At 60.6% G+C, this 24,774-nt stretch carries 27 protein-coding genes; 8 read left to right on the top strand and 19 right to left on the bottom strand.

Annotated features, from left to right (window positions below):
* Positions 1-218: 218 nt before the first annotated feature.
* Positions 219-1,778: a sensor domain-containing diguanylate cyclase gene (locus RAE19_RS09385; protein WP_313874634.1), complete on the top strand. Its 1,560-nt coding sequence runs from the start codon at positions 219-221 to the stop codon at positions 1,776-1,778.
* Positions 1,779-1,785: 7 nt separating this feature from the next.
* On the opposite strand, the gene RAE19_RS09380 is transcribed toward RAE19_RS09385, so the two are convergent.
* From RAE19_RS09380 to RAE19_RS09370, 3 genes are all read right to left on the bottom strand, one after another.
* The gene (locus RAE19_RS09380; protein WP_313874633.1) at positions 1,786-2,001 is read right to left on the bottom strand and encodes a DUF2788 domain-containing protein; all 216 of its coding nucleotides are present in this window, start codon (positions 1,999-2,001) and stop codon (positions 1,786-1,788) included.
* Positions 2,001-2,813 carry a DUF2189 domain-containing protein gene (locus RAE19_RS09375; RefSeq protein ID WP_313874632.1) on the bottom strand — a complete coding sequence of 271 codons (813 nt, stop codon included), beginning with the start codon at positions 2,811-2,813 and terminating at the stop codon, positions 2,001-2,003. The genes RAE19_RS09380 and RAE19_RS09375 overlap by 1 nt, the downstream gene beginning before the upstream one ends.
* An 84-nt stretch (positions 2,814-2,897) precedes the next feature.
* Positions 2,898-3,383, bottom strand: a complete 486-nt coding sequence (locus tag RAE19_RS09370; RefSeq protein ID WP_313874631.1) for a Spy/CpxP family protein refolding chaperone — start codon at positions 3,381-3,383, stop codon at positions 2,898-2,900.
* Positions 3,384-3,533: 150 nt separating this feature from the next.
* Between RAE19_RS09370 and RAE19_RS09365 the strand changes: the two genes are divergently transcribed.
* Together RAE19_RS09365 and RAE19_RS09360 are read left to right on the top strand one after the other, a co-directional pair.
* Complete coding sequence (locus RAE19_RS09365; protein WP_313874630.1) at positions 3,534-4,469, top strand: recombination-associated protein RdgC; 936 nt, start codon at positions 3,534-3,536, stop codon at positions 4,467-4,469.
* Between the two features lie 88 nt (positions 4,470-4,557).
* Entirely contained in the window at positions 4,558-5,448 is an 891-nt protein-coding gene (locus RAE19_RS09360; protein WP_313874629.1) for a dienelactone hydrolase family protein, read from the top strand.
* A 3-nt stretch (positions 5,449-5,451) separates the two neighbouring features.
* Here RAE19_RS09360 and RAE19_RS09355 read toward each other — a convergent pair whose 3' ends face one another.
* The 12 genes from RAE19_RS09355 to RAE19_RS09300 form a co-directional block, all read right to left on the bottom strand.
* Complete coding sequence (locus tag RAE19_RS09355) at positions 5,452-5,997, bottom strand: glycine zipper domain-containing protein (protein ID WP_313874628.1); 546 nt, start codon at positions 5,995-5,997, stop codon at positions 5,452-5,454.
* A gap of 121 nt (positions 5,998-6,118) precedes the next feature.
* Positions 6,119-6,853, bottom strand: coding sequence for an aspartate/glutamate racemase family protein (locus tag RAE19_RS09350; RefSeq protein ID WP_313874627.1), 735 nt, complete (start codon positions 6,851-6,853; stop codon positions 6,119-6,121).
* A gap of 5 nt (positions 6,854-6,858) precedes the next feature.
* Positions 6,859-7,575: a GntR family transcriptional regulator gene (locus tag RAE19_RS09345; protein WP_313874626.1), complete on the bottom strand. Its 717-nt coding sequence runs from the start codon at positions 7,573-7,575 to the stop codon at positions 6,859-6,861.
* Positions 7,572-8,459 carry an ABC transporter permease gene (locus tag RAE19_RS09340; RefSeq protein WP_313874625.1) on the bottom strand — a complete coding sequence of 296 codons (888 nt, stop codon included), beginning with the start codon at positions 8,457-8,459 and terminating at the stop codon, positions 7,572-7,574. Before RAE19_RS09340 ends, RAE19_RS09345 begins: the two co-directional genes overlap by 4 nt.
* A gap of 2 nt (positions 8,460-8,461) precedes the next feature.
* The gene (locus tag RAE19_RS09335; protein ID WP_313874624.1) at positions 8,462-9,382 is read right to left on the bottom strand and encodes an ABC transporter permease; all 921 of its coding nucleotides are present in this window, start codon (positions 9,380-9,382) and stop codon (positions 8,462-8,464) included.
* Positions 9,383-9,542: 160 nt separating this feature from the next.
* Entirely contained in the window at positions 9,543-10,823 is a 1,281-nt protein-coding gene (locus RAE19_RS09330; RefSeq protein WP_313874623.1) for an ABC transporter substrate-binding protein, read from the bottom strand.
* Positions 10,824-10,894: 71 nt separating this feature from the next.
* Positions 10,895-11,926: an ABC transporter ATP-binding protein gene (locus tag RAE19_RS09325; RefSeq protein ID WP_313874622.1), complete on the bottom strand. Its 1,032-nt coding sequence runs from the start codon at positions 11,924-11,926 to the stop codon at positions 10,895-10,897.
* Positions 11,927-12,155: 229 nt separating this feature from the next.
* Positions 12,156-12,347, bottom strand: coding sequence for a YgaP family membrane protein (locus tag RAE19_RS09320; protein WP_313874621.1), 192 nt, complete (start codon positions 12,345-12,347; stop codon positions 12,156-12,158).
* An 83-nt stretch (positions 12,348-12,430) separates the two neighbouring features.
* Positions 12,431-12,622, bottom strand: coding sequence for a YgaP family membrane protein (locus RAE19_RS09315; RefSeq protein WP_313874620.1), 192 nt, complete (start codon positions 12,620-12,622; stop codon positions 12,431-12,433).
* A gap of 93 nt (positions 12,623-12,715) precedes the next feature.
* Positions 12,716-13,363, bottom strand: coding sequence for a Crp/Fnr family transcriptional regulator (locus tag RAE19_RS09310; protein ID WP_313874619.1), 648 nt, complete (start codon positions 13,361-13,363; stop codon positions 12,716-12,718).
* A 49-nt stretch (positions 13,364-13,412) separates the two neighbouring features.
* Positions 13,413-13,865, bottom strand: a complete 453-nt coding sequence (cueR, locus tag RAE19_RS09305; protein WP_313874618.1) for a Cu(I)-responsive transcriptional regulator — start codon at positions 13,863-13,865, stop codon at positions 13,413-13,415.
* Positions 13,849-14,046: a heavy-metal-associated domain-containing protein gene (locus RAE19_RS09300; RefSeq protein WP_313874617.1), complete on the bottom strand. Its 198-nt coding sequence runs from the start codon at positions 14,044-14,046 to the stop codon at positions 13,849-13,851. Before RAE19_RS09300 ends, cueR begins: the two co-directional genes overlap by 17 nt.
* A 126-nt stretch (positions 14,047-14,172) precedes the next feature.
* Between RAE19_RS09300 and RAE19_RS09295 the strand changes: the two genes are divergently transcribed.
* The 4 genes from RAE19_RS09295 (at position 14,173) to RAE19_RS09280 (ending at position 19,824) form a co-directional block, all read left to right on the top strand.
* Positions 14,173-16,428 carry a heavy metal translocating P-type ATPase gene (locus RAE19_RS09295; protein ID WP_313874616.1) on the top strand — a complete coding sequence of 752 codons (2,256 nt, stop codon included), beginning with the start codon at positions 14,173-14,175 and terminating at the stop codon, positions 16,426-16,428.
* Positions 16,429-16,515: 87 nt separating this feature from the next.
* Entirely contained in the window at positions 16,516-16,854 is a 339-nt protein-coding gene (locus RAE19_RS09290) for a YnfA family protein (protein WP_313874615.1), read from the top strand.
* Between the two features lie 166 nt (positions 16,855-17,020).
* On the top strand, positions 17,021-18,595 hold the full coding sequence (locus RAE19_RS09285; RefSeq protein WP_313874614.1) for a methyl-accepting chemotaxis protein: 1,575 nt from the start codon (positions 17,021-17,023) through the stop codon (positions 18,593-18,595).
* The gene (locus RAE19_RS09280) at positions 18,595-19,824 is read left to right on the top strand and encodes a YbfB/YjiJ family MFS transporter (RefSeq protein WP_313874613.1); all 1,230 of its coding nucleotides are present in this window, start codon (positions 18,595-18,597) and stop codon (positions 19,822-19,824) included. Before RAE19_RS09285 ends, RAE19_RS09280 begins: the two co-directional genes overlap by 1 nt.
* 73 nt (positions 19,825-19,897) lie before the next feature.
* Here RAE19_RS09280 and gstA read toward each other — a convergent pair whose 3' ends face one another.
* The 3 genes from gstA to RAE19_RS09265 are packed head-to-tail and all read right to left on the bottom strand — an operon-like array spanning position 19,898 to position 22,927.
* Positions 19,898-20,506 (bottom strand): glutathione transferase GstA, encoded by a 609-nt coding sequence (gene gstA, locus RAE19_RS09275; protein ID WP_313874612.1) that lies wholly within the window; start codon positions 20,504-20,506, stop codon positions 19,898-19,900.
* A gap of 30 nt (positions 20,507-20,536) precedes the next feature.
* Positions 20,537-22,162: a GMC family oxidoreductase gene (locus RAE19_RS09270; protein ID WP_313874611.1), complete on the bottom strand. Its 1,626-nt coding sequence runs from the start codon at positions 22,160-22,162 to the stop codon at positions 20,537-20,539.
* A gap of 6 nt (positions 22,163-22,168) precedes the next feature.
* Positions 22,169-22,927 carry a class II aldolase/adducin family protein gene (locus tag RAE19_RS09265; protein WP_313874610.1) on the bottom strand — a complete coding sequence of 253 codons (759 nt, stop codon included), beginning with the start codon at positions 22,925-22,927 and terminating at the stop codon, positions 22,169-22,171.
* A 99-nt stretch (positions 22,928-23,026) separates the two neighbouring features.
* On the opposite strand from RAE19_RS09265, the gene RAE19_RS09260 reads away from it, so the two are divergent.
* The gene (locus tag RAE19_RS09260; protein ID WP_313874609.1) at positions 23,027-23,722 is read left to right on the top strand and encodes a Crp/Fnr family transcriptional regulator; all 696 of its coding nucleotides are present in this window, start codon (positions 23,027-23,029) and stop codon (positions 23,720-23,722) included.
* Positions 23,723-23,733: 11 nt separating this feature from the next.
* On the opposite strand, the gene RAE19_RS09255 is transcribed toward RAE19_RS09260, so the two are convergent.
* The gene (locus RAE19_RS09255) at positions 23,734-24,681 is read right to left on the bottom strand and encodes a helix-turn-helix domain-containing protein (RefSeq protein WP_313874608.1); all 948 of its coding nucleotides are present in this window, start codon (positions 24,679-24,681) and stop codon (positions 23,734-23,736) included.
* Positions 24,682-24,774 lie beyond the last annotated feature (93 nt).

Genomic DNA, 24,774 nt, shown 5'->3' with positions numbered 1-24,774 from the left:
ACTCTGCTTTTGAGTTGTACCCAAAGCTTGAATAACTTTGAGTTTTTCAAAAATTTTGTGGATAACTCTGAGTTGTTGTGAAGTTTATGCACAGAGTTATTCTCATCGAAGGTTCGCGGTCTGAGTGACAATGGCGAAGCGGAGAGAAGTCTCTCCATCCATTCGAACGACAATGAAGCTCCGCTTGGTACAGGCGTGAGCTAAAGAGAGAATTGCGCATGGTCGAAAAACGTTCTTTTGAAATTGCCAGAGAAACGCTGAAGCAACTCACCGCCAGAAAGCTGGTACCTACGCCTGCGAATTACCAGTCGGTCTACAACGAGATCGCTGGCATACCGTCCATACAACCGTTCCCGGCGGATTTCCTTCGGGATCTGTCGCAGTCCTTGCCACTCAAAACGCCCGGACAGCAAAAGCAAAAGGCCTTGCTGGACTACGCGATTGATCGCTTGAGTTGGGATGGTGTGAAAACAGCCTTGGTGGGCTATGGCGGTTTTGTGTCGACGGTGGCAACAGATTCGCCAGGCAGTGCTCCACTGGCGGGTGCAGAGATTGCAACTGGAGCCGCGACCCCCAATCCGGCAGCGCTGACCAGCGAGTTTTTTGTACAGATAGCGCGTTTGATCGAATACGCACAACCTGCGCTTGACACTGACGATGCCCGATTCCGCGAGCAAACACAGCAGCTGCTGCAAGCCATGCGCGATCCCAAGGCAGAGGCGTTGACCCTCAAGAACTTGCTGTCGGCGTACAGCCATCGTTTGTCTTTTGCAGCCGAGGACCAGGCGGAAATCCGCAATGGCTTGCTCAAACTTTTGCACTTGGTGTTCGTCAATATCGGCGAACTCAGCATTGATGAGCAATGGCTCAAAGGCCAGATGGATGCCTTGATCAGCGTGTCGACGTCACCTTTGAGCTTGCGCCGGATCGACGAGCTGGAGCGCTTGCTCAACGATGTGATCTTCAAGCAAAAAGATGCCAAATTCAAAATGCTAGAAGCGCAGGACGAAATGCGCACCATGCTGGCGACCTTTATTGAGCGCTTGGCCCAGATGACTCAATCCACTGGTAGTTTTCAGGGCAAATTGGAAGAAAGTGCACGCTTGATTGAGCAAGCCAAGAACTTGTCAGACATTGCGCCTGTTTTGAAAGATGTGGTGGGTACCACCCGCGGTATGGCACAAGAGAGTCAGATGTCGCGCGAACAGCTGGGGGCCATGCAAGAGCGTGCCAAGCAAACCGAAGTGGAGTTGGCCAAGCTGCACAAAGAGTTGGACCGTGTGAGTCTGCAAGCCCGCCATGATGCGTTAACAGGGGCTTTGAACCGGAAGGGCCTCGACGAAGCGCTTATTCGTGAGGTGTCAACCACCAAGCGGAATGCCAGTGTGTTGAGTGTGGCACTGTTGGACATTGATAACTTCAAAAAGCTCAACGACACGATGGGCCACGCTACAGGTGATATCGCGCTCACCCATTTGGCCACGGTCGCACGTGAATGCATGCGACCGCAAGACACTCTGGCCCGCTACGGTGGTGAAGAGTTTGTGATCTTGCTGCCCGATACGGTGCTCGACAAGGGAATCGAGGCCATGACCCGTCTACAGCGTGAATTGACCAAACGGTTCTTTCTGGCCGGTACCGAGAAGGTGTTGATCACCTTCAGTGCCGGGGTCGCCCAAATGACCGAAAGTGAAACACCGGCTGAGGCGATACGCCGTGCGGATCAGGCGATGTACCTTGCCAAAAGAGCGGGTAAAAATCGGGTACTCGGCGCCTGAGGCGGCTTCACAGTGCGGAAGTAAGAAACCACTGAATCAGGAATTTGGCGATAAAACCCACCATGCCGAAGGCAAGCCCCAAGAACAGGACAAAGGTGCCAAACTTTCCGGCTTTTGACTCCCAAGCCAGCTGAGCAATGATGAACAGCATGTAGAGAATAAAGGCGCCGACTCCGAACGTGAGTCCAAAAGTGGCGATTTGTTCTTCAGAAAAACCCAGCATCAAGGCGCCTCGTCAGACAAGGGCTCGATCCGCACCAAATCCCGGTAGGCATGCCAACTGGCATGGCCCAACATGGGGATCACCAGAATCAAGCCGAGCAGCAAGGAGGCCAATCCCAGCAAGGTGAAGCCCATGATCAGGGCGGCCCACCACGCCATGACTGCCGGGTTTTCCAGGACGACCCGCCAACTGGTCAATATGGCGGTTTTGAGTGTGACTTGTTGGTCCAGCAGCAAAGGCATTGCGACCACTGTCGATGCAAACATCGGGGCAGCCAGCACCGCGCCCAAGGCTAGCCAGACTTCAAAAAGCCAGCCATTTTTGGCCAAGATGACAAAGTGAACAAAGTCGATCGGCGAGTGAACAGGCGAAGGTGCAAACAAGGTAATGAGTGCGGCCGACGTCAATACCCAGGTAGTGGCGGCACCGGCCAGCAAGATGCCGAAGCGCAGCATGCGCCAGTAGTCTTCGCCCCAACGGTTCAGCCGTTGGTCTTGCCAATTCAGCCAAGTTTGCGAAATCACGCCCCAATCTGCGGGCTCATCCCGCTCGAGGGCGCGACTCAGTGCGTACAAGCTGGTGGCGAGAACCGGTGCAACAACGAGAAACCCACTCAGTGCCCCTGCCAGAAGCCAAAATTGGTGGCGGGCAAAGGCCACAATCGCGGCTCCGATAAACGTCAGTACCAGTCCATGGGTCAGGCTGACAATTCCCGCCCTGTGCAGGTCCCGCCATCCCATAGCAAGCCAGGCCAAGGGTTGAAAGAAACCCACTTGGCGAATGGTGATGCGAGAAATGGGGGTTGGGGCCATAGTGCAAACCAGTCTATGGCACCCCTCCCCCTCATCGATTGACGAAAATCAATTCAATGGTTGAAAGCGGAGGCTTTCGGAAGATCAGTGCTTGGACTTCCCGCCGTGTCCGCCCTTGTGCTTGGATGATTCAGTGTCAAAAATCTTCTTTTGCTCAGGTGTCAGGGTGGAGTAAAAGGTCTTTACGGCTTGGTCGCGTTGTTCCATGCGGCTATTGTGTTCACTGGTCATCTCTGTGCGCATGGCTTTCATCTTGTCCAAGCGTTCGGGGGTCGATAACTTGGCCAATTCAGCGCGGTCCATTTTGGGTTTGTCCGCGCGCGCGGCAGGTTTCATGGCATTGGAGAACGTGGTCCAGTTGGCCTCTTGGGCGGCAGTGATCTTGAGTTTGTCTTTCAGTTCAGCGCTGCGCTTGGCGTGCATTTCTTCCATTTTTGCGGGATCCATCCGGTGCATGCCCGGGCGACCGCCCATGGCTTCATCAGGATTTCCGTGCTTTTGTGCCATCACTGAAAAGCCAGCCGTTGCCAACAAGCCTGCAACTACCAAAGTTTTGAATGCGGGTTTCATAGGTTTGTCCTTTAGGGGTGCACCTGGCAGCGGGAATCGCGTTCAGGTTGAGAGCAAGTGTGGTCCGGCCATGTAACTGCGATGTGCAGGAAGCATGGTGCTTTGTAAAGATGCGTGAAAATGCTCCATTAACAAATCGATAGGTGTTGTGTGTTTAAAAACGTGATCGTGTACCGCTTGGCGTCGCCCTGGTCTGTCACCCAGGCTGATTTAGAAGACGCTTTGCAACCGGACCGCTTTGTCGAGTGCGGTGCCAGTCAAGAAAAGTCCGTAGGCTGGGTGGAGCCACGTGGACAAGCCCATGGCCCGCTGGTGGAAGTGGTCGGCGGCCAATGGGTACTCAAACTCATGATGGAAGTGAAGTCGGTCCCCGGCTCGGTAGTCAAGCGCAAGGTAGAAGAACAAGTCGCACAGATCGAGGTAAGCACAGGCCGCAAGCCCGGCAAAAAAGAGGTGCGTGAACTGCGGGATGAAGCCCGTTTGACCTTGCTCCCTATGGCATTTACTAAGCAGGGCAGCGTGGGTGTCTGGATTGATCCCAAAGACGGCTTGCTCGTTTTGGATGCAGGCAGCCAGAGCAAGGCGGATGAGGTCATGACTGCGCTGATCAAGGCGATTCCCGGCTTCGCGGTGCAATTGGTGAACACCCAGGTTTCACCCGCCGCTGCGATGGCGGTGTGGTTGTCGACCCGCGAGTCTCCCTCTGACTTTTCGGTAGACCGCGAATGTGAACTCAAAGCGTCTGATGAATCCAAGGCCGTGGTCCGCTACACCCGCCACCCATTGGATACCGAAGAGGTGAGCCAACACATCGCACTCGGAAAGATGCCGACCCGCTTGGCCATGACATGGAACGATCGGGTCTCTTTCGTGTTGACCGAGGCACTGCAGTTAAAGAAAGTGACCTTTCTGGATACAGTGTTTGAAGACTCGCCCAAAGCCGCGGGTGATCGCAAAGAAGACAACTTTGATGCTGACGTTGTGATTTCTACCGGAGAGCTATCGCAGCTGATTCCGGATTTGATGGAAGCACTGGGCGGCGAAGTCCCCTTGGGCTCCATGCCCGGCATGCCCGTTGCTCCATAAAGGCGCGACGCAGGCAGGGGCTTCCGACTGACGGCAGCTCGGGTACTGCCGGGCTCGGCTACGCTGTCGCTTTTTCACGGGAGACCGCATGTCACGCAAAACTGCCCAAGACTTTGACCAGGAACTGCTCATTCTGTTTGATGCCTATGTGCATGGCATCGTGGACCGGCGGGGCTTTCTGGAAAAAGCGCAGAAATTTGCGGTAGGTGGTTTGACGGCAGCAGGCTTGTTAGCGGCGCTCAGCCCCAACTTTGCAGCGGCACAGCAGGTACCGAAAGATGACAAACGCCTGCTGACCAGCATGGTGGAGCTGCCATCGGCCGCCGGTTACGGCACGGTCAAGGGATATCTGGTGCGGCCTGCAGGCGTGACCGGCAAATTGCCAGTTGTATTGGTGGTGCACGAAAACCGGGGCTTGAACCCGCACATCGAAGACGTTGCACGCCGCGTCGCTCTAGAAGGGTATTTGGTACTGGCGCCTGATGCTCTGGCACCGCTTGGTGGCTACCCCGGTGATGAAGACAAAGCCCGCAACCTGTTTGCGACCTTGGACCAAAAGAAAACAGCCGAAGATTTTGTGGCCGCTGCCCAGTGGCTGCAAGCCCATCCCGACTCCACAGGCAAGCTCGGCACCGTGGGTTTTTGTTACGGCGGCGGTGTGGCACACGCGCTGTCTGTGCGCTTGCCTGGCCTGTCAGCGGCCGTGCCGTTTTATGGCAACCACCCGGCGGCAGAGGATGCGGTCAAAGTCAAAGCGCCTTTGTTGATTCACTTTGCCGGGGTAGACGAGCGCATCAATGCCGCTTGGCCCGCGTATGAAGCCGCCCTGAAGGCAGCTGGCGCACGTTACACCGCGCACCAATACGCCGGAACCCAACACGGCTTTAACAACGACACCACGCCCCGCTTTGACGCGACTGCTGCAAAGCTGGCGTGGGAACGCACCTTGGCATTCTTCAGCCAGACTTTGAAAAGCTAAGGCTTAGTCGCGGAACCGGTCATGGCCGCGGCCTTTGCCGCGGTGGCCATGGTGCGGCTTGTGATGGCCAAAGCCTTTGCGGTAGCCATGGTGATCATCACGATAGCCGGTTTGGTAACCCGGGTGGCGAGGGCCACCGTGTGCATAACGGTCTGCTCGTGAATGATCATTCATGCCGCGTGCGATACCCGTGCCCGCAGCGCCGCCAATACCGGCCCCCACCACGGCGCCTGAACTGCCGCCGACCGATTGGCCCACCGCTGCACCGGCAGCACCACCTATCGCACCGCCAATCATGGCGCTGCTCTGGTTGCGCCCGGGCGAGGTCACGGCCGCACCTGTTGCGCCGCCGATAGCACCACCAATCACTGCGCCGTTTTTGCCACCGACGCTTTGCCCCAGCACAGCGCCAGCCGCTGCACCGGCACCACCACCCAGAATGGGCGTCCACTCATTGGCGTGCGATAGTGGTGCGGCGCATAAAGCAGCAGCCATCAGGGGTGCCGCCATCCAACGGGAATGTGTCAAGGCACGACGGAGGGTAGACAAGTTCAACATGCAACAAGGGGCTAGGCCCGTACCGTTAAAAGTAACGGTTTATGCACTTTCAACGTGTGGATGTCTGCCCGGATGACGCCGATTACAGGTCTTTACACCTGCGGCCACTTGCTTACGTCTGGCCGAGGGCGCTTAACTCTGCGGATACATGGCGCCATTGCACTGCGAACCGGTTGCCACTGGCTGAGGGCGTTGGCATGAAGAGTGCGTATTCGGTACCCGCTATCACACTGTCGATGACGGGCAGCGACACGTAGGGCTGCACTTGCGCAGCCATGCCCGCCAGACCCGCGCCGCCCAACACGACCGTTTTTACCGAGGTGTCTTTGGCAGCCTCTTGGCAGGCGTGTGCCAGCAGCGTAATTGCAGACTCCGGGTTGTTGGCCAGCTCCACACCACTGGGCGCTACCGTGTGGATAGCGACCACGTGTTCTGCAACACCCAAGCCCCATGCCAAGCGCTCCAACATGGGTCGCCATTTGGTCCCCCCCGTGACGACTGCAAAGCCGCCGTGGCGACGCGCTTGAAAAAATGAAGCCTCTGCCAGCCCCGTCACCGGCGCAGCACTGCCTTCGCGCAAAGCCCAGAGCCCCGGGTCGCCAAAGCAACCGATCAGCACCGCATCCGGCAAGGCCTGCGGCATTGCACACTGGTCTGCGGCCCATGCGTCCAGCAAAGCGTGGCCGGCGACCGCATAGCTGGCCTCGCAAGCGATATAGGGCGCACCAAAGCGGGCCGTCACGGTATCGACCTGAATGTGCGGGCCGGCAATCCTTTGCACATGGTGCTGCAGCAGTGTGCTGACGGACTCTGTTGTGTTCGGGTTGATAACCAGCAAACGTCGCATCGCGATCAGGTACCCGTAGCGCCGGTGCCGCCAAACAGAGAGAGCAGATCCGGTGCGTCCTCGACCGTCTCTTTGAACTGCAGCTGTTGCTCCAGCAAGGCAAGGTGCTCACGCATCAGGCGGGCACCTTCGCGCGGGTCGCGCAAGCGAATGGCGTCGAGCAGGGCGCGGTGTTCCTGGCAGCCGCACGAGGTGGCCTCTGCTTTGGACTGCACATGGTTGTCGCTGTAGGTCATCAAAATCAACGAGGTGCGTGACACCAGCTCCCGCAAGATGCGCCCCAGCGTCTGGTGGTCCGAGGCGTTGGCAATGTGCAGGTGAAAGTCCCCCGAGAGTCGGATGGCACGGCGCATATCGCCAATGGCGCGCGCGGCCTCTTCGTCATTGATGCACTGGGTGAGGGTGGTAATGTCGTCCGCCGTGGCGCTCGCAATAAAACATTCGATGAGCGTGGGCTCGATCATGCGGCGCACCTCAAACACTTCGCGCGCTTCTTTTTCGGTAGGTTGCGCCACCATGGCGCCACGGTTGGGGGTGAGGGTCACGATCTGTTCGTTGGCCAAGCGCACCAGCACCGGGCGGATGCGGGTGCGCGAGACACCGAATGCACTCGCCAACTTTTCTTCAATGAGCTTGGTCCCGGGCGGCAGGCGGTGGTCCAGGATGGTGGCCACCATGCGCTCGTAGATTTCGTTCTCTGTCAGTGCAACAAATTCGCTCATGTGTCCCGCTTTGCTTGTTGGCGCTTGGCCAACAGGGTGGACAGCCCCACGGCCAGTCCCATCACAAGAAACGATACCACCATGGTCACCGTGCCCAGTGCGTAGATCGAGGGTGTGGTTACTGTCGTAGTCAGCCCCTGCAGCTCTAGGGGCAGGGTATTCACATCGCCAATAGCTTGCGATGTGCGGGCAATTTCGTCCCAGCTCAGGGTGAAGCCGAACATGCCGATGCCCACCACCGAAGGCGCAATCAGCGGCAGCACCACATGGCGAAAGGTCTGCCACGGGGTGGCCCCTAAGTCCCGCGCCGCTTCTTCATAGGCCGGATTGAACCGGTTGAAGATGGCGAACATGATGAGCAGGCCGAAAGGCAGCGTCCAGGTCAGGTGCGCGCCCAGTGCCGAGGTGTAGATGCCCAAGGCGGTGCCATAGTTTTCCAGCGTACTTTCCATGCCGAAGGTTTCCAGGATCTTTTTGATGCCACCATCCAGCAGGCGGAACTCCAGCCCGATGCCCAGCGACACAATGATGGACGGCATGATCAAGCTGGCCACCACCGTGAAAAACAACACGTTGGCAAACCGCAGCTTTTTGCGGAAGGCCAAGCCTGCCAGCACCGAGAACACGATGGTTAACCCCATCACCACCAGCCCCAAGCCCAGAGAGCGGTAGAGGGCGGCGCCGATATCGACAACCCCCAAACCTTCCGCCAGTTTGTGGAACCAGTGCAATGACAGCCCGCGCATCGGAAAGGTCAGCCCGCCCTCCGGGCCTTGAAAACTCAAGACCACGATGACCAGCATCGGCCCGTACAAAAACAAGACATAGGCCACAAAGAAAGCCGCCAATAGCCAGAAGCCGGGTGTGCGCTTGTCGTGGGTCATGTTCACAGCTCCTTGCGGATATCGACCATCCGGGTCAGGGCCCAAATGATCATCAAGACAATGGCGAGCAGCACCACCGCATTGGCCGCTGCCAGCGGGAATTGCAGGTAAGAGGTTTGCACCTGGATGATCTTGCCCACCGAGGCGATTTGTTGGCCACCCATGACGCCGATGGTCACAAAGTCGCCCATCACGATGGTGATGACAAAGATGGAGCCGATGATGATGCCGGTGCGGCACAGCGGCACGATCACATTCCACAAGGTCTGCCAGGCACTCGCGCCGCTGTCGTTGGCGGCTTCAATCAGGCTGCGGTCGATGCGCATCATGCTGTTGAAAATAGGCACGATCATGAAAGTGGTAAACAGGTGCACAAAGGCCAGCACCACCGAAAAGTCAGAGAACAACAGCCACTCCACCGGCTGATCCACCAACCCTGCGGAAACCAGCCCGTCATTCACTAGCCCATTGCGCCCTAGGAGTGGCACCCAAGCAATCATGCGGATCACGTTGGACGTCCAGAACGGGATGGTGCACAACACAAACAACACCACTTGGGTGCCGCTGGACTTCACGTGGAAAGCCAGAAAGTAAGACACCGCAAACCCGATCACTAGCGTCAGCGCCCAGACCAACAGGCTGAATTTGAAGGTGGAGAGATAAGTTTTGACTGTCACACACAAGTCGCCGTACTCGTTGCGAGAGAGGCAGCCTTCAAACACTGACACGTAGTTTTTGAAGGTAAAGCCCGGAAGCATTTCGTACTGGTTGTAGTCCCAGAAACTCACCATCAGCACCAATGCCAATGGAATCAAAAAGAAGAGCGCAAACACCGCGGTGAGCGGCAAAGCCTGCCACCAGGCCGCAAGCGTGCGGCCCGGAGCAGATGCCGCCGGAAGTGAAGATGTTGAAGGTGCGCTCATAAATGCTTATCCGTTAACTAATGGAGGCGGGGCCCACCCAGGGCGAGCACCGCAAAGCCCGTTCCAGAAACACCGCGGGACTGGCTTTGCCAGACCGCCGGTGTTGCCCCCTTTCAAGGGGGGAACAGGCGACACGCAGTGCGCCTGGACGGGGGTGCGGCTAGGCCGCTACAAATTCATTCCATTTCTTGACCATGTAGGCGTTCTCGTCCATCACGGCGTTCCAGCAGGCGATGCCGCCCATGCGCTGCTCGTAGCTGCCGCCGTCGCGGACTTCGCCCTTCTTGGCCAGCACATCGCCGGTCGGGCTCTTGATGTCTTGGGCAGCAGGTTTGCCTTCCATCCAGTAGGCCCACTCGTAGGCTTCCATCTTGGCCTTGGCGGTTTCCAGCACGGCGCTGTAGTAGCCTTGGCGGTTGAGGTAAGCACCGGCCCAGCCATCCAGGAACCAGTTGATGAACTCGTAGGCACCATCGAGCTTGCGGCCGGACAGGGTGGATGGAATGCCGAAGCCGGAGGCCCATGCGCGATAGCCCTCTTTCAGGGGCTGGAAGGTGCAGGCGATGCCCTTGGTGCGCACTGCGGTAACCGCAGGGCTCCACATGGACTGGATCACCACTTCGCCGGAAGCCATCAGGTTGACGGACTCGTTGAAGTCTTTCCACAGGCTGCGGAACTGGCCTTGCTTTTTGGCTTCAATCAGGGTCTTGATGGTGAGATCAATTTCCTTCTTGGTCATGTTGCCCTTGTCGGGGTACTTGTAGATGCCCATGGCCTCGACCACCATGGCGGCGTCCATGATGCCGATGGAGGGGATGTTCAGAATCGCGGCCTTGCCCTTGAATTCGGGGTTCAGCAGTTCGGCCCAGGAAGTGATGGGACGCTTGATCAGGTCAGGGCGGATACCCAGCGTGTCGGCGTTGTACACGGTGGGGATGATGGACATGAACTGAGTCGGGCTCTTGGCAAACACTTTGCTCTTTTCGCCTTCCAGGAAGATGGTCTTCTTGGGGGCTGTGCCTTGGTCGCCCACGGCCTTGCCTGCCACCATGCCGGTCGTGAACAGGGTGGTGATCTTGTCTGCGTTTTTGATGCGCTTGGTGTCAATGCCCTTCAGGTTGCCGGTGGGCACGATGTTCTTCAAGGAGAAGTACTCGGTGTCGATCAGGTCGAAGCTGTTGGGCGCAGTGACGGCGCGCTTGGTCACGTCGTCGGTGGTGACGGCCACGTACTGGATCTTGATGCCGGTGTCTTTTTCAAACTTTTCGCCGATGGCCTTGTCTTGGTTCACCGCAGTGCCCAGATAGCGCAGCACGATGGGTTCTGCAGAGTGCACTGCGGGGAACATGCCGGCAGCCAGAATACCGGCGGTGCCTTTGAGCAAGCTGCGGCGCTGCACGGGGGCGGCGTTAGTGAGGGTGTCTTTCAGATCGTCAGCCATGAGAAAACTCCTAGTGGGTTGCGGAGGGTTTGAAAACTTCTTGCGAAGACAGGGGAAAACAACTGGCGCGTTCAGCGTGCAAGCGGGTGCGCAGCTTCAGGCGCCCAGCGCAGCTGCACGGTCTCACCCACGGCATAGGGCCGCGTGGCAAAGGTGGATTCGGACAACATCACCGAGATCTCGGCGGTGGTGGATGCGGTGACTGAGGTGCCGGGGTTCTGCAGGCCCAGCAGCACGTAGGTGCCCTGGTATTCCACGTCGGTGATCAGTGCCATCTTGGTGTGGGGGGCGTCAGGCACGGCCTGTTCGGCCGGCAGCACTTGCAGGTGGTCGGTGCGCACACCGACCTTGCCCTCGTGGGTTTCGATGACGTTGTGGCCACCCATGAAGCGGGCTACAAATTCACTGGCGGGCCGGTTGTAGACCTCGTGCGGGCTGCCCACTTGTTCGATGACGCCGTGGTTCATCACCACCATGGTGTCGGCCAGGGCCATGGCTTCTTCCTGGCTGTGGGTGACGTGGATGAAGGTCAGTCCCAGCTCTTTTTGCCAGCGGCGCAGCTCGGCGCGCATCTGAATGCGCAAGAAGGGGTCGAGGGCAGAGAGCGGCTCGTCCAGCAGCAGCACGCGGGGCTGGGTAATCAGGGCCCGGGCCAGGGCCACACGCTGTTGTTGTCCACCCGATAGTTCGGCGGGCTTGCGCTCGGCCAAGTGGCCCATGGCTACACGCTCCAGCAAGTCTTTGGCCTTGGCGTGGCGCTCAGTTTTGCCCACGCCTTTCATCTTGAGACTGAAGGCTACGTTGTCCAGGGCGCTCAGGTGGGGGAAGAGCGCAAAGCTCTGGAACATCATGGCCGTGCCGCGCTCGGCGGCGGGCAGGTCGGTGATGTTGCGGTTTTCCAGCAGGATGTCGCCGTCAGACGCTGACTCGTGCCCCGCAATCATGCGCAGCGTGGTGCTCTTGCCGCAGCCCGAGGGCCCGAGCAGGCAGCAGTAGCTGCCGCTGGCAATGCGCAAATTGATGCTGTCCACAGCAGGCTTGCCCTGCGCATAGCGCTTGGTGAGCCCGATGACTTCGATGGCGGCAGGTGCGGTAGCGTTCATGCCACGGGTGTACGCAAACCCCATGCCAACTTTGTACACAATGTTTTTCTAGGATTGTGTACAAAATGCACCGGCTTTGTGCGGTGCAACATGCCGCAGCGCAAAACCGGTGCGCGCAGCTTTGGTGCAAAACCCGGGGCGTCGCAAGAGGTGCACCCGCCCTTAGTGGGTCAAATCAGCCTCCAGCCCAAGTAATCACTGCGCAAGAAGCTCCTAATTTCATAGCAAGTCAGTTTTTAGCAGGGCAGGTATTGATGCCCAGCGCGGCGTAGGCGGGGCACCAGCCGATGAAACCGGTGAGCACTGGCAGGACGCCGATCCACCCCCAAGGGCCAATGATGTCGGTGGCGGCCAGCCCGATCAGCACGGCGCCCACCCAAATGCGGAGAAGCCGATCCCCGTTGCCGGTGTTGGTACGCATGCTGCACTCCAGAAGTTGTGGAAGCCTTCATTGGAGCGGCGGGCTCGGCAAGCGTCGGTGCTATGGAGCACACAGAAAGGCGTTTAGTTTTTTATGGAGCAGGTGCTGAACCCAAAGATGGCATACGGCGGGCACCATCCCATCAGGCCGGTTGCCAGGGGCACAGCGCCCAGCCAACCCCACCAGCCGACAGTGCCGGTAGCTGCCAAGCCGATGAGCACAGTGCCTGCGCCGATGCGGATGATGCGGTCAATGCCGCCAACATTTGCTTTCATGGAATCACTCCTTGGTTGATGTGGAGTGATTGGACGCCTATGCGCCAAGGAAGTATGTGACTTAGGTCACGCAGCCTCTATTGAGGGGCGCGCTCAGCCCCCGCCGGCCAGTGCACGCAAGGCCTGGCTGCTAAGGATGTGGATGTGCTCCCGCCCAAGTCTGAGCCAACCCTCTCGTTCAAAGCGGCGCAGTAGGCGTGTCACCATCTCGCGCACCGTGCCCAGCTCGTCGGCCAGCGTCTGGTGCGAAAGGTGCAAATCCTGACCGCGCCCCAGCAGGGCATTGGCCAGCCGCTGGTCCAGTTTTTGGAAGGCCACCGCATCGATCAGGCTGGTCAAATCGGCCATGCGCTCGGCAAACAGTCCCAGGACAAAGTTGCGGAAGGCTGGTGTGTCCAGCCAAAGGTTAAAAGTGGCGGGACTGACCATGACCAGCTCACTTTCTTTAGTGCTCACCCCATGTGCGCTGAGTGCTTGGCTACGAAACAGAGCCGCACTGCTGACCAGACACAACTCGCCGGGCACTACGCGGTACAGCTCCAAGTGACGTCCGTCATTTGCACGTCGCGCGACCCGTACTTCGCCGCGCAGGACCAGCGGGAAACCCTGGCAGGGCTGACCCTCAGAGAACAATTCGGTGTGGTCTGGCACCGTCATGCTCTGCGCCTCTGGCCCGAGCGCTGCTAGCGTGGGAGACACATGGGCTAGCGCGGGGTACAGGTTGAGGATGGCGGTGGACATAGATTATGGTGTTTTAGTGCTCTAGCGCTCGTGGAATGTGCGCGAGCAGCTATGAATTTGATAGTGACTGATGGTCGCCTGCCAAGTCATCGAGGATGGGGCAGTCCGGCCGGTCGTCGCCAAGGCAGCAGTGCAGCAGGGTGGAGAGGGTGCGCTGCATGGCCTGCATGGCGGCGATGCGCTCGCTCAGTTCGTCCATGTGCTTCTGGGCGATCTTCTTGACGTTGGCACTGGCGCGGCGCTTGTTTTGCCACAGGCCCACCAGCTCGCCGATCTCGGCCATCGAAAAGCCCAGGTCGCGGCAGCGTTTGATGAAGCGCAGGGTGTGCACATCGGCCGCGCTGTAGAGCCGGTAGCCGCTGTCGGTGCGCGTGACTTTGCCCAGCAGACCCAGCGACTCGTAGTGCCGCAGCATCTTGGCGGATACACCGCTTTGCCGCGCGGCTTCGCCGATGTTGACGGGCTGGCCGGACAGCGCTGCTGGCTTAGGCTGCGACGGCATAGCCCTCTTCTGCAATGGCGCGGGCCAGCGTTTCGCGCGGCTGGGTAGATTCCACGTCCACCTTGTTGGCGCTGCGGTCGATGGTGACCTGGGCTTGCGGGTCGGCTTCCTGAATGGCGCGGGTGACGGCTTTCTCGCAGTGACCGCAGGTCATGCCGGTGACGGTAAAGGTTTGGTTCATGGATGCTCCTGATAGGTGAATGAAAGTATTGTGAACCTTGCCATGGTGGGAGGGTCAAGACCTTTGTAGTGCATTTGTTGGTTAAGCGCTTGACCTTCCCACCATGGCAAGCCCTAAGCTTGCGCCATGAGCACTGAAACCCCCTCCCCCACGACCATCGATATCGGCATAGGCGGCATGACTTGCGCATCGTGTGTGATGCGGGTGGAAAAAGCCTTGAAGAAGGTGCCCGGCGTGGACAGCGCTACGGTGAACCTGGCCACCGAGTCCGCCCGTATTGCGGTGCACGATGCCGGCATGGAGGCGCGCTTGCGCCGCGCGGTGCGGGACGCGGGCTATGAGCCCTTGGCGCCAAGCGCGGCAATCGATGCAGAGGATGCATCGGCCTGGGCGGGCTTCGGGCCGGTCGGTATCGGCCTGGCGCTGTGTCTGCCGCTGGTTTTGCCCATGGCTGGCGACCTGTTCGGCAAAGATTGGATGCTGCCTGCGCTCTGGCAGTTTTTGCTGGCCACGCCGGTGCAGTTCATCTTGGGGGCACGCTTCTACAAAGCCGGTTGGCACGCGCTGCTGGCACGCACCGGCAATATGGATTTGTTGGTGGCGCTGGGCACCTCGGCGGGGTGGGGTTTGTCCATGTGGTTGTGGCTCAGCTTTCTGTGGGGGGGCGCGGCGGAACACGCAGCCCACGGGATGGCGGTCATGGAGCCGCACCTTTATTTCGAGAGCAGCGCCGTGGTGGTGACCTTGGTGTTATTGGGCAAATGGCTCGAGACCCGCACCAAGCGCCAGACAACTTCCGCGATTCGCGCTTTGCATGGTTTGCGCCCGGACACGGCGCACCTGATCGGTCGCGATGGCGAGGTGGATGTGCCTGTGGCCGAAGTACTGGTTGGCGACAAGCTGGTAGTCAAACCCGGCGAGCGCTTTCCGGTGGATGGCGCGCTGCTGGAAGGCCGCACGCAGGTGGACGAATCTATGCTGACCGGCGAACCACTGCCGGTCACCAAAGAGGTGGGCGCCAAGCTCACGGGTGGCAGCATCAATGGTGAAGGCCGCGTGGTGCTGCAGGTGCGGGCGGTGGGGGTGGACACTGTGCTTTCCAGCATCATCCGCCTGGTGGAAGACGCGCAGGCTGCCAAGGCACCTATCCAGCGGCTGGTGGACCAGGTGAGCGCGGTGTTTGTGCCGGTGGTGCTGGTGATTGCGCTGGTCACCTTGCTGGGTTGGTACTTCACCGGCAACAGCTTTGAAGTGGCGCTGATCCACGCCGTGGCGGTGCTAGTGATTGCCTGCCCCTGCGCGCTGGGCTTGGCCACGCCGGCCGCCATCATGGCGGGTACCGGGGTAGCGGCCAAGTTCGGCATTTTGATCAAGGACGCCCAGGCGCTGGAAGTGGCGCACACCGTGAACGTGGTGGCCTTCGACAAAACCGGCACGCTGACCGTGGGCCAACCGCGACTGACCGCTTTGGTACCCGTGGGCCTGGCGAACGACGAGGCTCTGCTATTGGCCGCCGGTTTGCAAAGCGGTAGCGAGCACCCCTTGGCCCGCGCGGTGCTGCAAGTGGCCAAAGACAAAGCACTCACGGTGCCCGCGCCCACCGATGTGCAAGCCGTGGCCGGCCGTGGCACCCAAGGCAAAGTGGGTGAGCGCACTCTGCTGCTGGGTAGCTTGCGCTGGATGGCCGAGCTGGGTGTGGACATGGCGCCGGTCGCGGCGCAGGCGGCCGATTTGCAAGCGGGTGGTGCGACGGTGTCGGCCATGGCAGAGCAACAAGCCGGCGGCGTAAAGCTCTTAGCGTTGCTCGCGTTTGCCGACGAGCCCAAGCCCGGCGCCAAGGAAGCGTTGGCGACCCTGAGGGACCGCGGCATTCAGACCGTGATGATTTCTGGCGACAACCGCGGGGCGGCTGAAGCTATGGCCAAGCGCTTGGGGCTGGATGCCAAAGACGTGTTGGCTGAGGTGCTACCCGGTGACAAGGCGGCCAAGGTAGCTGCATTGAAAGCGGGTGGCAAAGTGGTTGCCATGGTGGGCGACGGCGTGAACGATGCGCCCGCGTTGGCGGCTGCCGATGTGGGCATGGCCATGGCCAACCCCAACGGCGGCGGCACTGACGTTGCCATGCATGCAGCCGGCATCACGCTCATGCGGGGCGACCCGCTCTTGGTGGCCGCAGCGCTGGACATTAGCCGCCGGACGGTCGCCAAGATCCGGCAAAACCTGTTCTGGGCCTTTGCCTACAACGCGGCCGGTATTCCGTTGGCAGCGCTCGGCTACTTAAGCCCGGTGGTTGCGGGTGCTGCCATGGCGCTGAGCTCGGTGAGCGTGATGACCAATGCGCTGTTGCTCAAGCGCTGGACGCCCGAGAAGGGCGGCAAGTAGGCCACTGAATAGTAGTAAAAAGTGCCTCTGGCGCTCATAGAATGTGCGCAGCTAGCTCCTAAAATGTGAGCAAAATCCAAGGCGCCCATGCAATCCCTGCTGCTCACTACCGGCCTCTATGTGCTCACCGCGGTCGCCGAGATCGTGGGGTGCTATCTGCCTTGGCTGTGGTTGCAGCAGCGTGCACCGGTGTGGGTGCTGCTGCCGGCGGCGGCCTCACTGGCCTTGTTTGTCTGGCTGCTCACCTTGCACCCTGCTGCCAGCGGCCGGGTGTATGCGGCCTATGGCGGTGTGTATGTCGCTACCGCGCTGGTGTGGCTCTGGTGGGTGGATGGCATTGCGCCGACCCGCTGGGATCTGCTGGGTGCCGGCCTCGCGCTGGCGGGTATGGCGGTGATTGTGTGGGCGCCGCGCGCGCCGGTATGACGTAGGTCAAGACACGGCGCCGCCCCTTGTGGGATTCTTGCAGCGCTGCAGCAGTTGGAAATGGCGGGCAACACAGGGGTTTTGCCTCGGATTGCCGCTTGTAGCCCGCCGTAGACTCTGAAAGAATGGCTGAACACGCACGATCGGCACACCCGAGGAACACCCCATGACCATGATGACAATGATGCGCCAATTCACGATCCGGCTTCGCATGCTGGGTGCCATTGCCATGGTGTTGGCGCTGCTCAGCATGTTGGGTTTGGGGGGGCTGTGGGGCATGGGGCAGATCAAAGACCAGAGCGATGATTTTCTGCACCACTCGTTTGCCGAAGTGCAGCACCTGTCTCACCTGCGTGGCGCGCTCGCCATGGTGCGCATGGCAGAGAAAGACATGATCATTGAGTACGAGCGCCCTAACGAGGTAGAGAAAGCCTACACCCGCTGGAAGCAGAACCTCGCAGAGACCGAGAAAGTCGCCAATGGATTCCTCGAGGGCGAGGAAGACCCGGACAACGTGGTGGTGCGTGAGCTGGTCTTGCGCTTGCAAAGCTATGCCAAGTTGTTTGAGCCTATTGCGGTGCAACTCAAGAGCAGTGGCTATGAATCTGCCACGACCGCCAACCGCATGAGCCAAAAGGCACTGGCCGAGTTCGTGGTGATCGACAAGCAGGTGTCAGAGCTGGAGGTCATTCTGAACCGGGAGGTCGAAGAGTCGGTGCAAGATCAGCAAAAAGTGGCCGAGGTGGTGCGCTGGGTCTTTATTGCGGCGCTGGCAGTGGCGTCGCTGGTGGTGGTGCCATTGACCATTTTGAACATGAACTCGATTTGCCAACCCTTGGAGCAAGCCCGGTTGCTGGCCCAAGCGATTGCCGGGGGGGATTTGTCGCAACGGGTGGTGGTGCATGGTAAAGACGAGGTGGCCGATTTGCAGCGCACCCAACAGGCAATGCAAGACGGCCTGAGCGCCCTGGTTTCGCAGGTGCGTAACGCGAGCGAGAGTGTGGCCACGGCCAGCCAGGAAATTGCCTCTGGCAACCAGGATTTGTCGGTTCGCACCGAAAAGTCTGCCAGCAGCGTGCAAGACACCGTGGGCTCTCTAGCAGAGCTGACCGAAAATGTGCAGCAGACCGCCCACGCGGCTCAAACAGCGCGCCAGCTGTCCGACTCGGCTTACAAGCTGGCAGCCCGTGGCGGCCAGGTTGTGACCCAGGCGGTGGGCAGCATGCACGAGATTGCGGCCAGCAGCAGCAAGATCAATGACATCGTCGGGCTGATTGATTCGATCGCCTTCCAGACCAACATCCTGGCGCTCAACGCGGCGGTGGAAGCCGCCCGCGCCGGTGAGCAGGGCCGGGGTTTTGCGGTGGTGGCGTCTGAGGTGCGGATGCTGGCCAAGCGCTCCGCCGCAGCGGCCCAGGAAATCAAAGGCCTGGTTAGCACCAGCGTGCACGCGGTGGATGGCGGGGTCAAGCTGGTGGAAGAGGCCGGTGCCGCCATGAAAGAAATGGTGGACGGCGTGCAGCGCGTGGGCGAGATCATTGGCGAAATTTCTTCGTCCTCCACTGAGCAGTCCAGCGGTATTGCGCAGGTGAACCAGTCCGTCGGCCTGATCGACCAGGCGACCCAGCAAAACGCCGCGTTGGTGGAGCAGAGCGCTGCCGCAGCCCAAGGCTTGCGCGAGCAGGCGGATGCCTTGGCACAGGTGGTGCGCCAGTTCCGCTTGCAGGGCAGTGCCGCCTGATGGCGGGCGCGGACCAACCCTTAGCCGCTCCTGCAGCGATCTCTTTTCAAGGCTGGTGCCTCGCGCTGGCTTTGTCTTTGGGAGCTGCTGTTTCTCTGGGGATCACCCGTTTTGCCTATGGCCTGCTTTTGCCAGCCATGCGCACCGATCTGGGCTGGAGCTACACCCTGGCTGGCGCTATGAACACGGCCAACGCACTGGGCTACTTGATCGGGGCGCTGTGGGCGCCCCGTTTGCTGCGCACCCGCGGCCCGGGCGAGGTGTTGTGGCGGGGCGCGGTGCTGGCCTCGGTGTTCATGGGTCTGAGCGGGTTTTTTACAGATACCACGGCCTTGCTGGCGCAGCGCTTGTTGGCGGGTGTGGCGAGTGCGCTGGTGTTTGTGGCTGGTGGTTTGCTCGCGGCCCGCTTGGGCGCGCGTTTTCCGCGCCATAGCGGTTTGCTGCTGGGCATGTACTACGGGGGTACCGGCGTGGGCATTGTGTTGAGTGCCCTGATGGTGCCTTGGCTGTTAGAGGCGTTTGCCGCGCAACCGCATGGCTGGCAGTGGTCGTGGTGGGCCCTGGCCTTGGCTTGCGCGGTGGGCACTGCTGTGTTGGTGTGGCCGGCGCGGGTGATGTCGCGCTGGGCGCTGCCAGGCGCACCTGTGGGTGCGGGCGGGCCGCAGCAGTTCCATTGGAGGGATTTCCGCTTTGGCCTGGCCGGGTATACGTTTTTTGGGGTGGGCTATATCGGCTATATGACGTTTGTGGTGGCGCTCCTGCGATCGCAGGGCACATCGGCTGCGGCGGTGACGGTGTTTTATGCGCTTTTGGGTGCGGCGGTGATTGCCTCCAGCCGCATTTGGGCGAGCCTGCTCGACAAGCACCAGGACGGCAGGCCCTTGGCGACGCTCAACACCCTGTTGGGCGTGGCCATTGTTTTGCCGGCGCTCACCCAGTGGTGGCTGGCGTTGCTGGCGTCGGGCTTGTTGTTTGGCGCGGTGTTTTTGTCAGTGGTGGCGTCCACTACCGCCTTGGTGCGGCACAACTTGCCGCCCACGGCCTGGGCAGCGGGTATCAGTGCGTTCACCACGGTGTTTGCGGCCGGCGAGATTGTGGGCCCCACGGTGGTCGGCTGGATCGCAGACGGCCCCGGCGGCTTGGCGCGGGGGCTGGTGTTTTCGGCAGCTGCATTGTGGGTGGGCGCGGCACTGGCTATACGTCAAAAAGCACTGCAGCGCTCTTACTGAGTGCGCCTGCTGCTACTGTTCGCATAGCAAAAAGGGCCCGTAAGGGCCCTTGGTTTTTGGAGCGCGCTGCGTGTTACTTCAGCAAGCCCTCTGCGCGCATGGCGGCTTGTACGCCGGGGCGCTCGCCAACGCGGGCCCGGTAAGCCAACAGGTTGGCGAAGGTGCTGAGGTCTACCTTCACCAAACGGGCCCAGTTGGTCACGGTGAACAGGTAGGCGTCGGCCACGCTGAAGGTTGTGCCGAGCAGGTAGTCTTTGCCGGCAAGCTCGCCGTCTACCCATGCCAAGCGCTTGGCGAGGGTTTGTTTGGCTTGCTCTTTGCCTTCGAGGGGCGCTGCCGGGTTGAACAAGGGGCTGAAGTTCTTGTGCAGCTCGGTGCCAATAAAGGTGAGCCACTGCTGCAGCTGGTAGCGCTCAAAGGACCCGTTGGCCGGGGCGAGGTGTTTCTCGGGCACCAGGTCTGCCAGGTATTGCACGATGGCCGGCGTTTCATGCAGGCTGCGGCCGTCTTGCAGTACCAAAAACGGCACATAGCCCAGCGGGTTGATCGTGTAAAAGTCGGTGCCGTCAGGCAACTGATGGGTCTTGGTGGGCGCGGAAATGGCTTCAAACGCCAAGCCGGCTTCGTGCATCACGATATGGGGTGCCAGCGAGCAGGCGCCTTGGGAGTAGTACAGCTTCATGGTGGGCCTTAAGTGGGTGAAGGCAGCATGCTAGCGGACATGGGCTGCACGGATGCTTTGCACGGCCTTTTCCGCAATCATGATGGTGGGCGCATTGGTGTTGCCGGTCACCAGGTCGGGCATGATGGACGCGTCCACTACCCGCAGCCCCTGGATGCCGTGCACCCGCAGATTTGCATCCACCACGGCCATCGGATCGCTGGCGGGACCCATTTTGCAGGTGCCGATCGGGTGGTATTCGGTGTCGGAGTGGTCGCGCAAAAACTGCTCGATCTGCGCGCGGTTGTTGCGCTCGACCGGGTAGAGCATCTTGCCGCGGTAGGGCTGCAAAGCCGGCGCTTCCATGATGTCCAGGCCCATTTGGGTGCCGCGAACCAGGGCCTCGAGGTCTTCGGGGTCTTGCAGGTAGGCGGGGTCGATCAGCGGTGCTTCTTCGGGGTTGGCACTTTGCAGGGTCACACTGCCACGGCTCTTGGGTCGCATCAGGGTGACGTGCAGGGTGTAGCCGTGGCCGAGGTGGGGTTTGCGGGTGTGGTCGTCCACGATGCCGGTGCAAAACGCGAGCTGGATATCAGGAATGTCGAGCTCCGGGCGTGTTTTCATGAAGCCTTGGGACTCGGCCACGTTGGTGGTGATCCAGCCGGTGCGTTGGCTGCGCCATTCAAAAATGGACTTCAGCATCGCAAGCGCGCCGCCGAATGAGAAGCCCAGCGTTTCGCGCTGGTGTTGGGTGCGGTAAATCAGTACGGTGGTGATGTGGTCTTGCAGGTTCTGACCCACGCCGGGCAGGGCGTGCCGCACCGGAATGCCATGGTGGCGCAGGTGCTCTGCGGGCCCGATGCCTGAGAGCATCAACAATTGCGGCGAGCCGAAGGCGCCGCTGCTGACCAGCACTTCGCGGCGGGCGCGCAGCTCGTGCATCTGGCCCTTGTGCTCGTACTGCACACCGGTGGCGCGGGGGTCACCGTGGCTGCTGTCGAGCAGCACCTTGTGGGTATGGGCTTGGGTAATGACCGTGAGGTTGCTGCGATGGCGGTGGGGGGTGAGGTAGCCCTTGGCGGCACTCCAGCGCTCGCCGTCTTTTTGGGTGACCTGGGCGGGCGCCACGCCCCATTGTTGGGTGCCGTTGTAGTCGGGCGTGCGGGGCAGGCCTTGGCTTTCGCACGCCTCAATAAAGGCCTGGTTCAGCGGGCTGGGGCTGCGCAGGTAGCACACGTTCAGGGGGCCGCCCACACCGCGCAGGTCGGTGGCGCCGAAGCATTGGTTGTTTTCGGATTGTTTGAACAGGGGCAAGACATCCCGGTAGCTCCAGCCGGGGTTGCCGTGCCCAGCCCAGCGGTCGTAGTCGGCAGCGTTGCCGCGGGTGTAGACCATGGCGTTGAGCGAGCTGCTGCCCCCCAGCACTTTGCCGCGGGGCGCGAAGCCGCGACGCCCGCCCAAGCCGGGTTGCGGCACGCTTTCATAGTTCCAGTTGAAGATGCCGAGCGGGGCGGTGGCAGCAAACCCCAGCGGTGCATGGATAAAGGCGCTGGTGTCCGGGCCACCGGCTTCGAGCAGGCAGACGGTGGTGTTCGGGTCTTCGCTCAATCGGCCTGCGAGCACGCAGCCGGCAGAGCCGCCGCCAACGATGATGTAGTCAAATTCTGTGGGGTTCATACGGTCTCAATCCAGGTAGCCGGGGTCTATGCGTTGGAGTTTGCGCAACAACGCCGGCCAGACAAACGCGCCACCCAGCCCGCCGGTTTGCACCCGCATGGACTCGGCCACACCGCTCACAATGCGCGGGTCGACATGGGTCAGGGCGCCACCGCCCGATTGGGCGGCGAGCTGGATCTGGCAGGTGGCCTCGAAGGTGTACATGCTCAAAAAGGCATCGGCAATGGTTTTGCCCACCACCAATAGGCCGTGGTTGCGCAGCACCATGAAATTCGCGTGTCCGAGGTCGGCTTGCAAGCGCGGCTTCTCGTCCGGGCGGAAGGCGACGCCTTCATAGTCGTGGTACGCCAGGGACGCCAGCACAAAGGTCGACTGCTGGCTTAAGGGCAGGACGCCATCTTTTTGGGCACTGACAGCGACACCGGCCCGGGTGTGGGTGTGCAGCACGCAACCGGCGTCTTCCCGTGCTTCATGGATGGCGCTGTGGATCACAAAACCGGCCGGATTGACGGAGTAGGGTGAGTCATTCAGCTTATTGCAATGCTGGTCCACTTTGACGAGACTACTCGCAGTGATTTCATCAAACATCAATCCGTAAGGGTTGATGAGGAAGTGGTGATCCGGGCCCGGTATGCGCGCACTGATGTGGGTGAACACCAGGTCGCTCCAGCCGTAATGGGCAACAAGGCGGTAGCAAGCAGCCAGATCCTGGCGCAGCTGCCACTCTTGCGCACTGACTTGGGCTTGCACGGATGAAGCGGGCATGGATGCCTCCCTAGTTACAACAGGGTCCAGCGTACTTGCATCGCGATCGATACACTGTAAAAAAACTAACAATTCAGGGTAATCACTAAAGGGGAATGGATGACACACTCCAAAGCAGAGTTATTAAAAAAAATGTCAGTCAACACCTGGTTCGATGGCTTGCCTATCGCCGAGCGCAAGGCGCTGCTGGCGGTGGCCATTGAGCAAGAAGTGTCTCCGGGTGAAGCGGTATACCGCCGTGGGGATGCGAGCGGTGGCTTTTATGGCGTGCTCTCCGGCGTGTTCCGGGTTACCGCTTCGGGGGAAGATGGGCGCGAGGGGATTTTGTCGGTCCTGGAGGCCGGACACTGGTTCGGGGAGACCTCCATGGTGGACGGGGAAATCCGGCCCCACGACGTCGTCGCCCTGCAGGCAGGCACCCTGCTGGTGATTACGCCCCGTGATTTTCAAGGCCTGATGCAGCGGATCGGGTTTGTGCAAGGCATTAGCGTGCTGCTGGCGACCCGGGTGCGGGGTTTGTGTGGCCTGGTCGAAGACTCGATGTTGCGCTCCACGCGCACCCGGGTGGCGCGGCGGCTGATCAGCCTGGCCCGCGGCGACATGACCCTTTCCCACCAGAGCCGCAGCGGTGTGCAGGTCTCACACGAAGAACTGGCCATGATGCTCGGCGTAACGCGCCAAACGCTTGCCAAAGAGCTCAAGTACCTGGTCGGTGCAGGCGCGCTCGCGCTAGGGTATGGGCATATCGAGTTCCGGGACACCGAGCTCTTGAAGCGCGAGGCCGCACTCGCCTGAAGGGCATTGGCTCAGTGCTGTTGCCGGAACTCGCTGGGGCTGAGCCCGGTGTGCTCCCGGAACACGCGGCTGAAGTGCGAGGGGCTGTTAAAGCCCCAGTGCAGCGCAATCTCGGTAATGGGGCGCCCGGCGGACCCCACCTGCTGCAGTTCGCGCAAGCAAGCGTCCAGCCGTTGATGTTGGATGTAGCTCGCCAGCGGGTGGGCTTCCTCGGCAAAGGCGTTGTACAGATGACGCTTGCTGCAGTTGAGCGCCGTGGCAATCTGCTCGACCGAGAGTTGCGGGTCCCGCAGGTGCAATGCCACGTACTGACGGATACGGTCTTTGAGGGCTTCCCGCTGGGTAAGCGGCGTGTGCAGGCCCGCCAACTCGGTGAGTGATAGCCGTACCAGCTGGGTGAGCAATTCGCCGGCGCCGCGGGCGGCATCTGCGCTCATGTGGGGCAGCTCCTCGAAGGTGCTGCGCATGGTGGTGAGTGCCACCCGGCCGATGCCGCTTTGCCCGTTGATCGGGCGTGCCATCAAATGCTCCAGGCGCGCGGCGCTGCCTTGAAGGTCGCGTTGCGGGATCATGACTACCAGATGTTCGACGGACCCGGGATTCGCAATCCGATACGGGCGGGTGGTGTCGTAGAGCGTCCAGCTACCGGGGCTCACCGAGGTTTGCCGGCCTCCTTGTTCGACGTTGGCATACCCCTTGATGGGGGCGACGATTTTGAAAAATGCTTCGTCGGTATGGCGCGCAAGGTCCGTGGTGCGGGTGACCCGGTGGCGCTTGGCCTCGAGGTGTGTGAGTTGCAAGGCGCCGGCTTGGCTGGTGTGGAGGTGTCCCTCGAAGTCGGTATCCCCGTACAGATCGGATTGCAGCCCACCGAACTGCTGCCGGACCCAATCGTGCCAAACCGGAGCGCGGTCTCCGGGGGCGAAATGGTCGGTACTCAAGGCCTGTTGGTGGGGCATGGTGGCGCATTATGGGCGGGGCAGCGGAGTATGGGGCGGGCTGCAAGGGTTATCCCTAGCGCTTGTGCACGCCAGCGCTAGCACTTTGTGCAC

Origin of the sequence: Rhodoferax potami, from assembly GCF_032193805.1 — a bacterium.
In the GTDB taxonomy this organism is placed as follows: Bacteria; Pseudomonadota; Gammaproteobacteria; order Burkholderiales; family Burkholderiaceae_C; genus Allorhodoferax; species Allorhodoferax potami_A.
The sequence above is the reverse complement of the archived record's forward strand: the minus strand, read 5'-3'. Positions and strand labels throughout refer to the sequence as shown.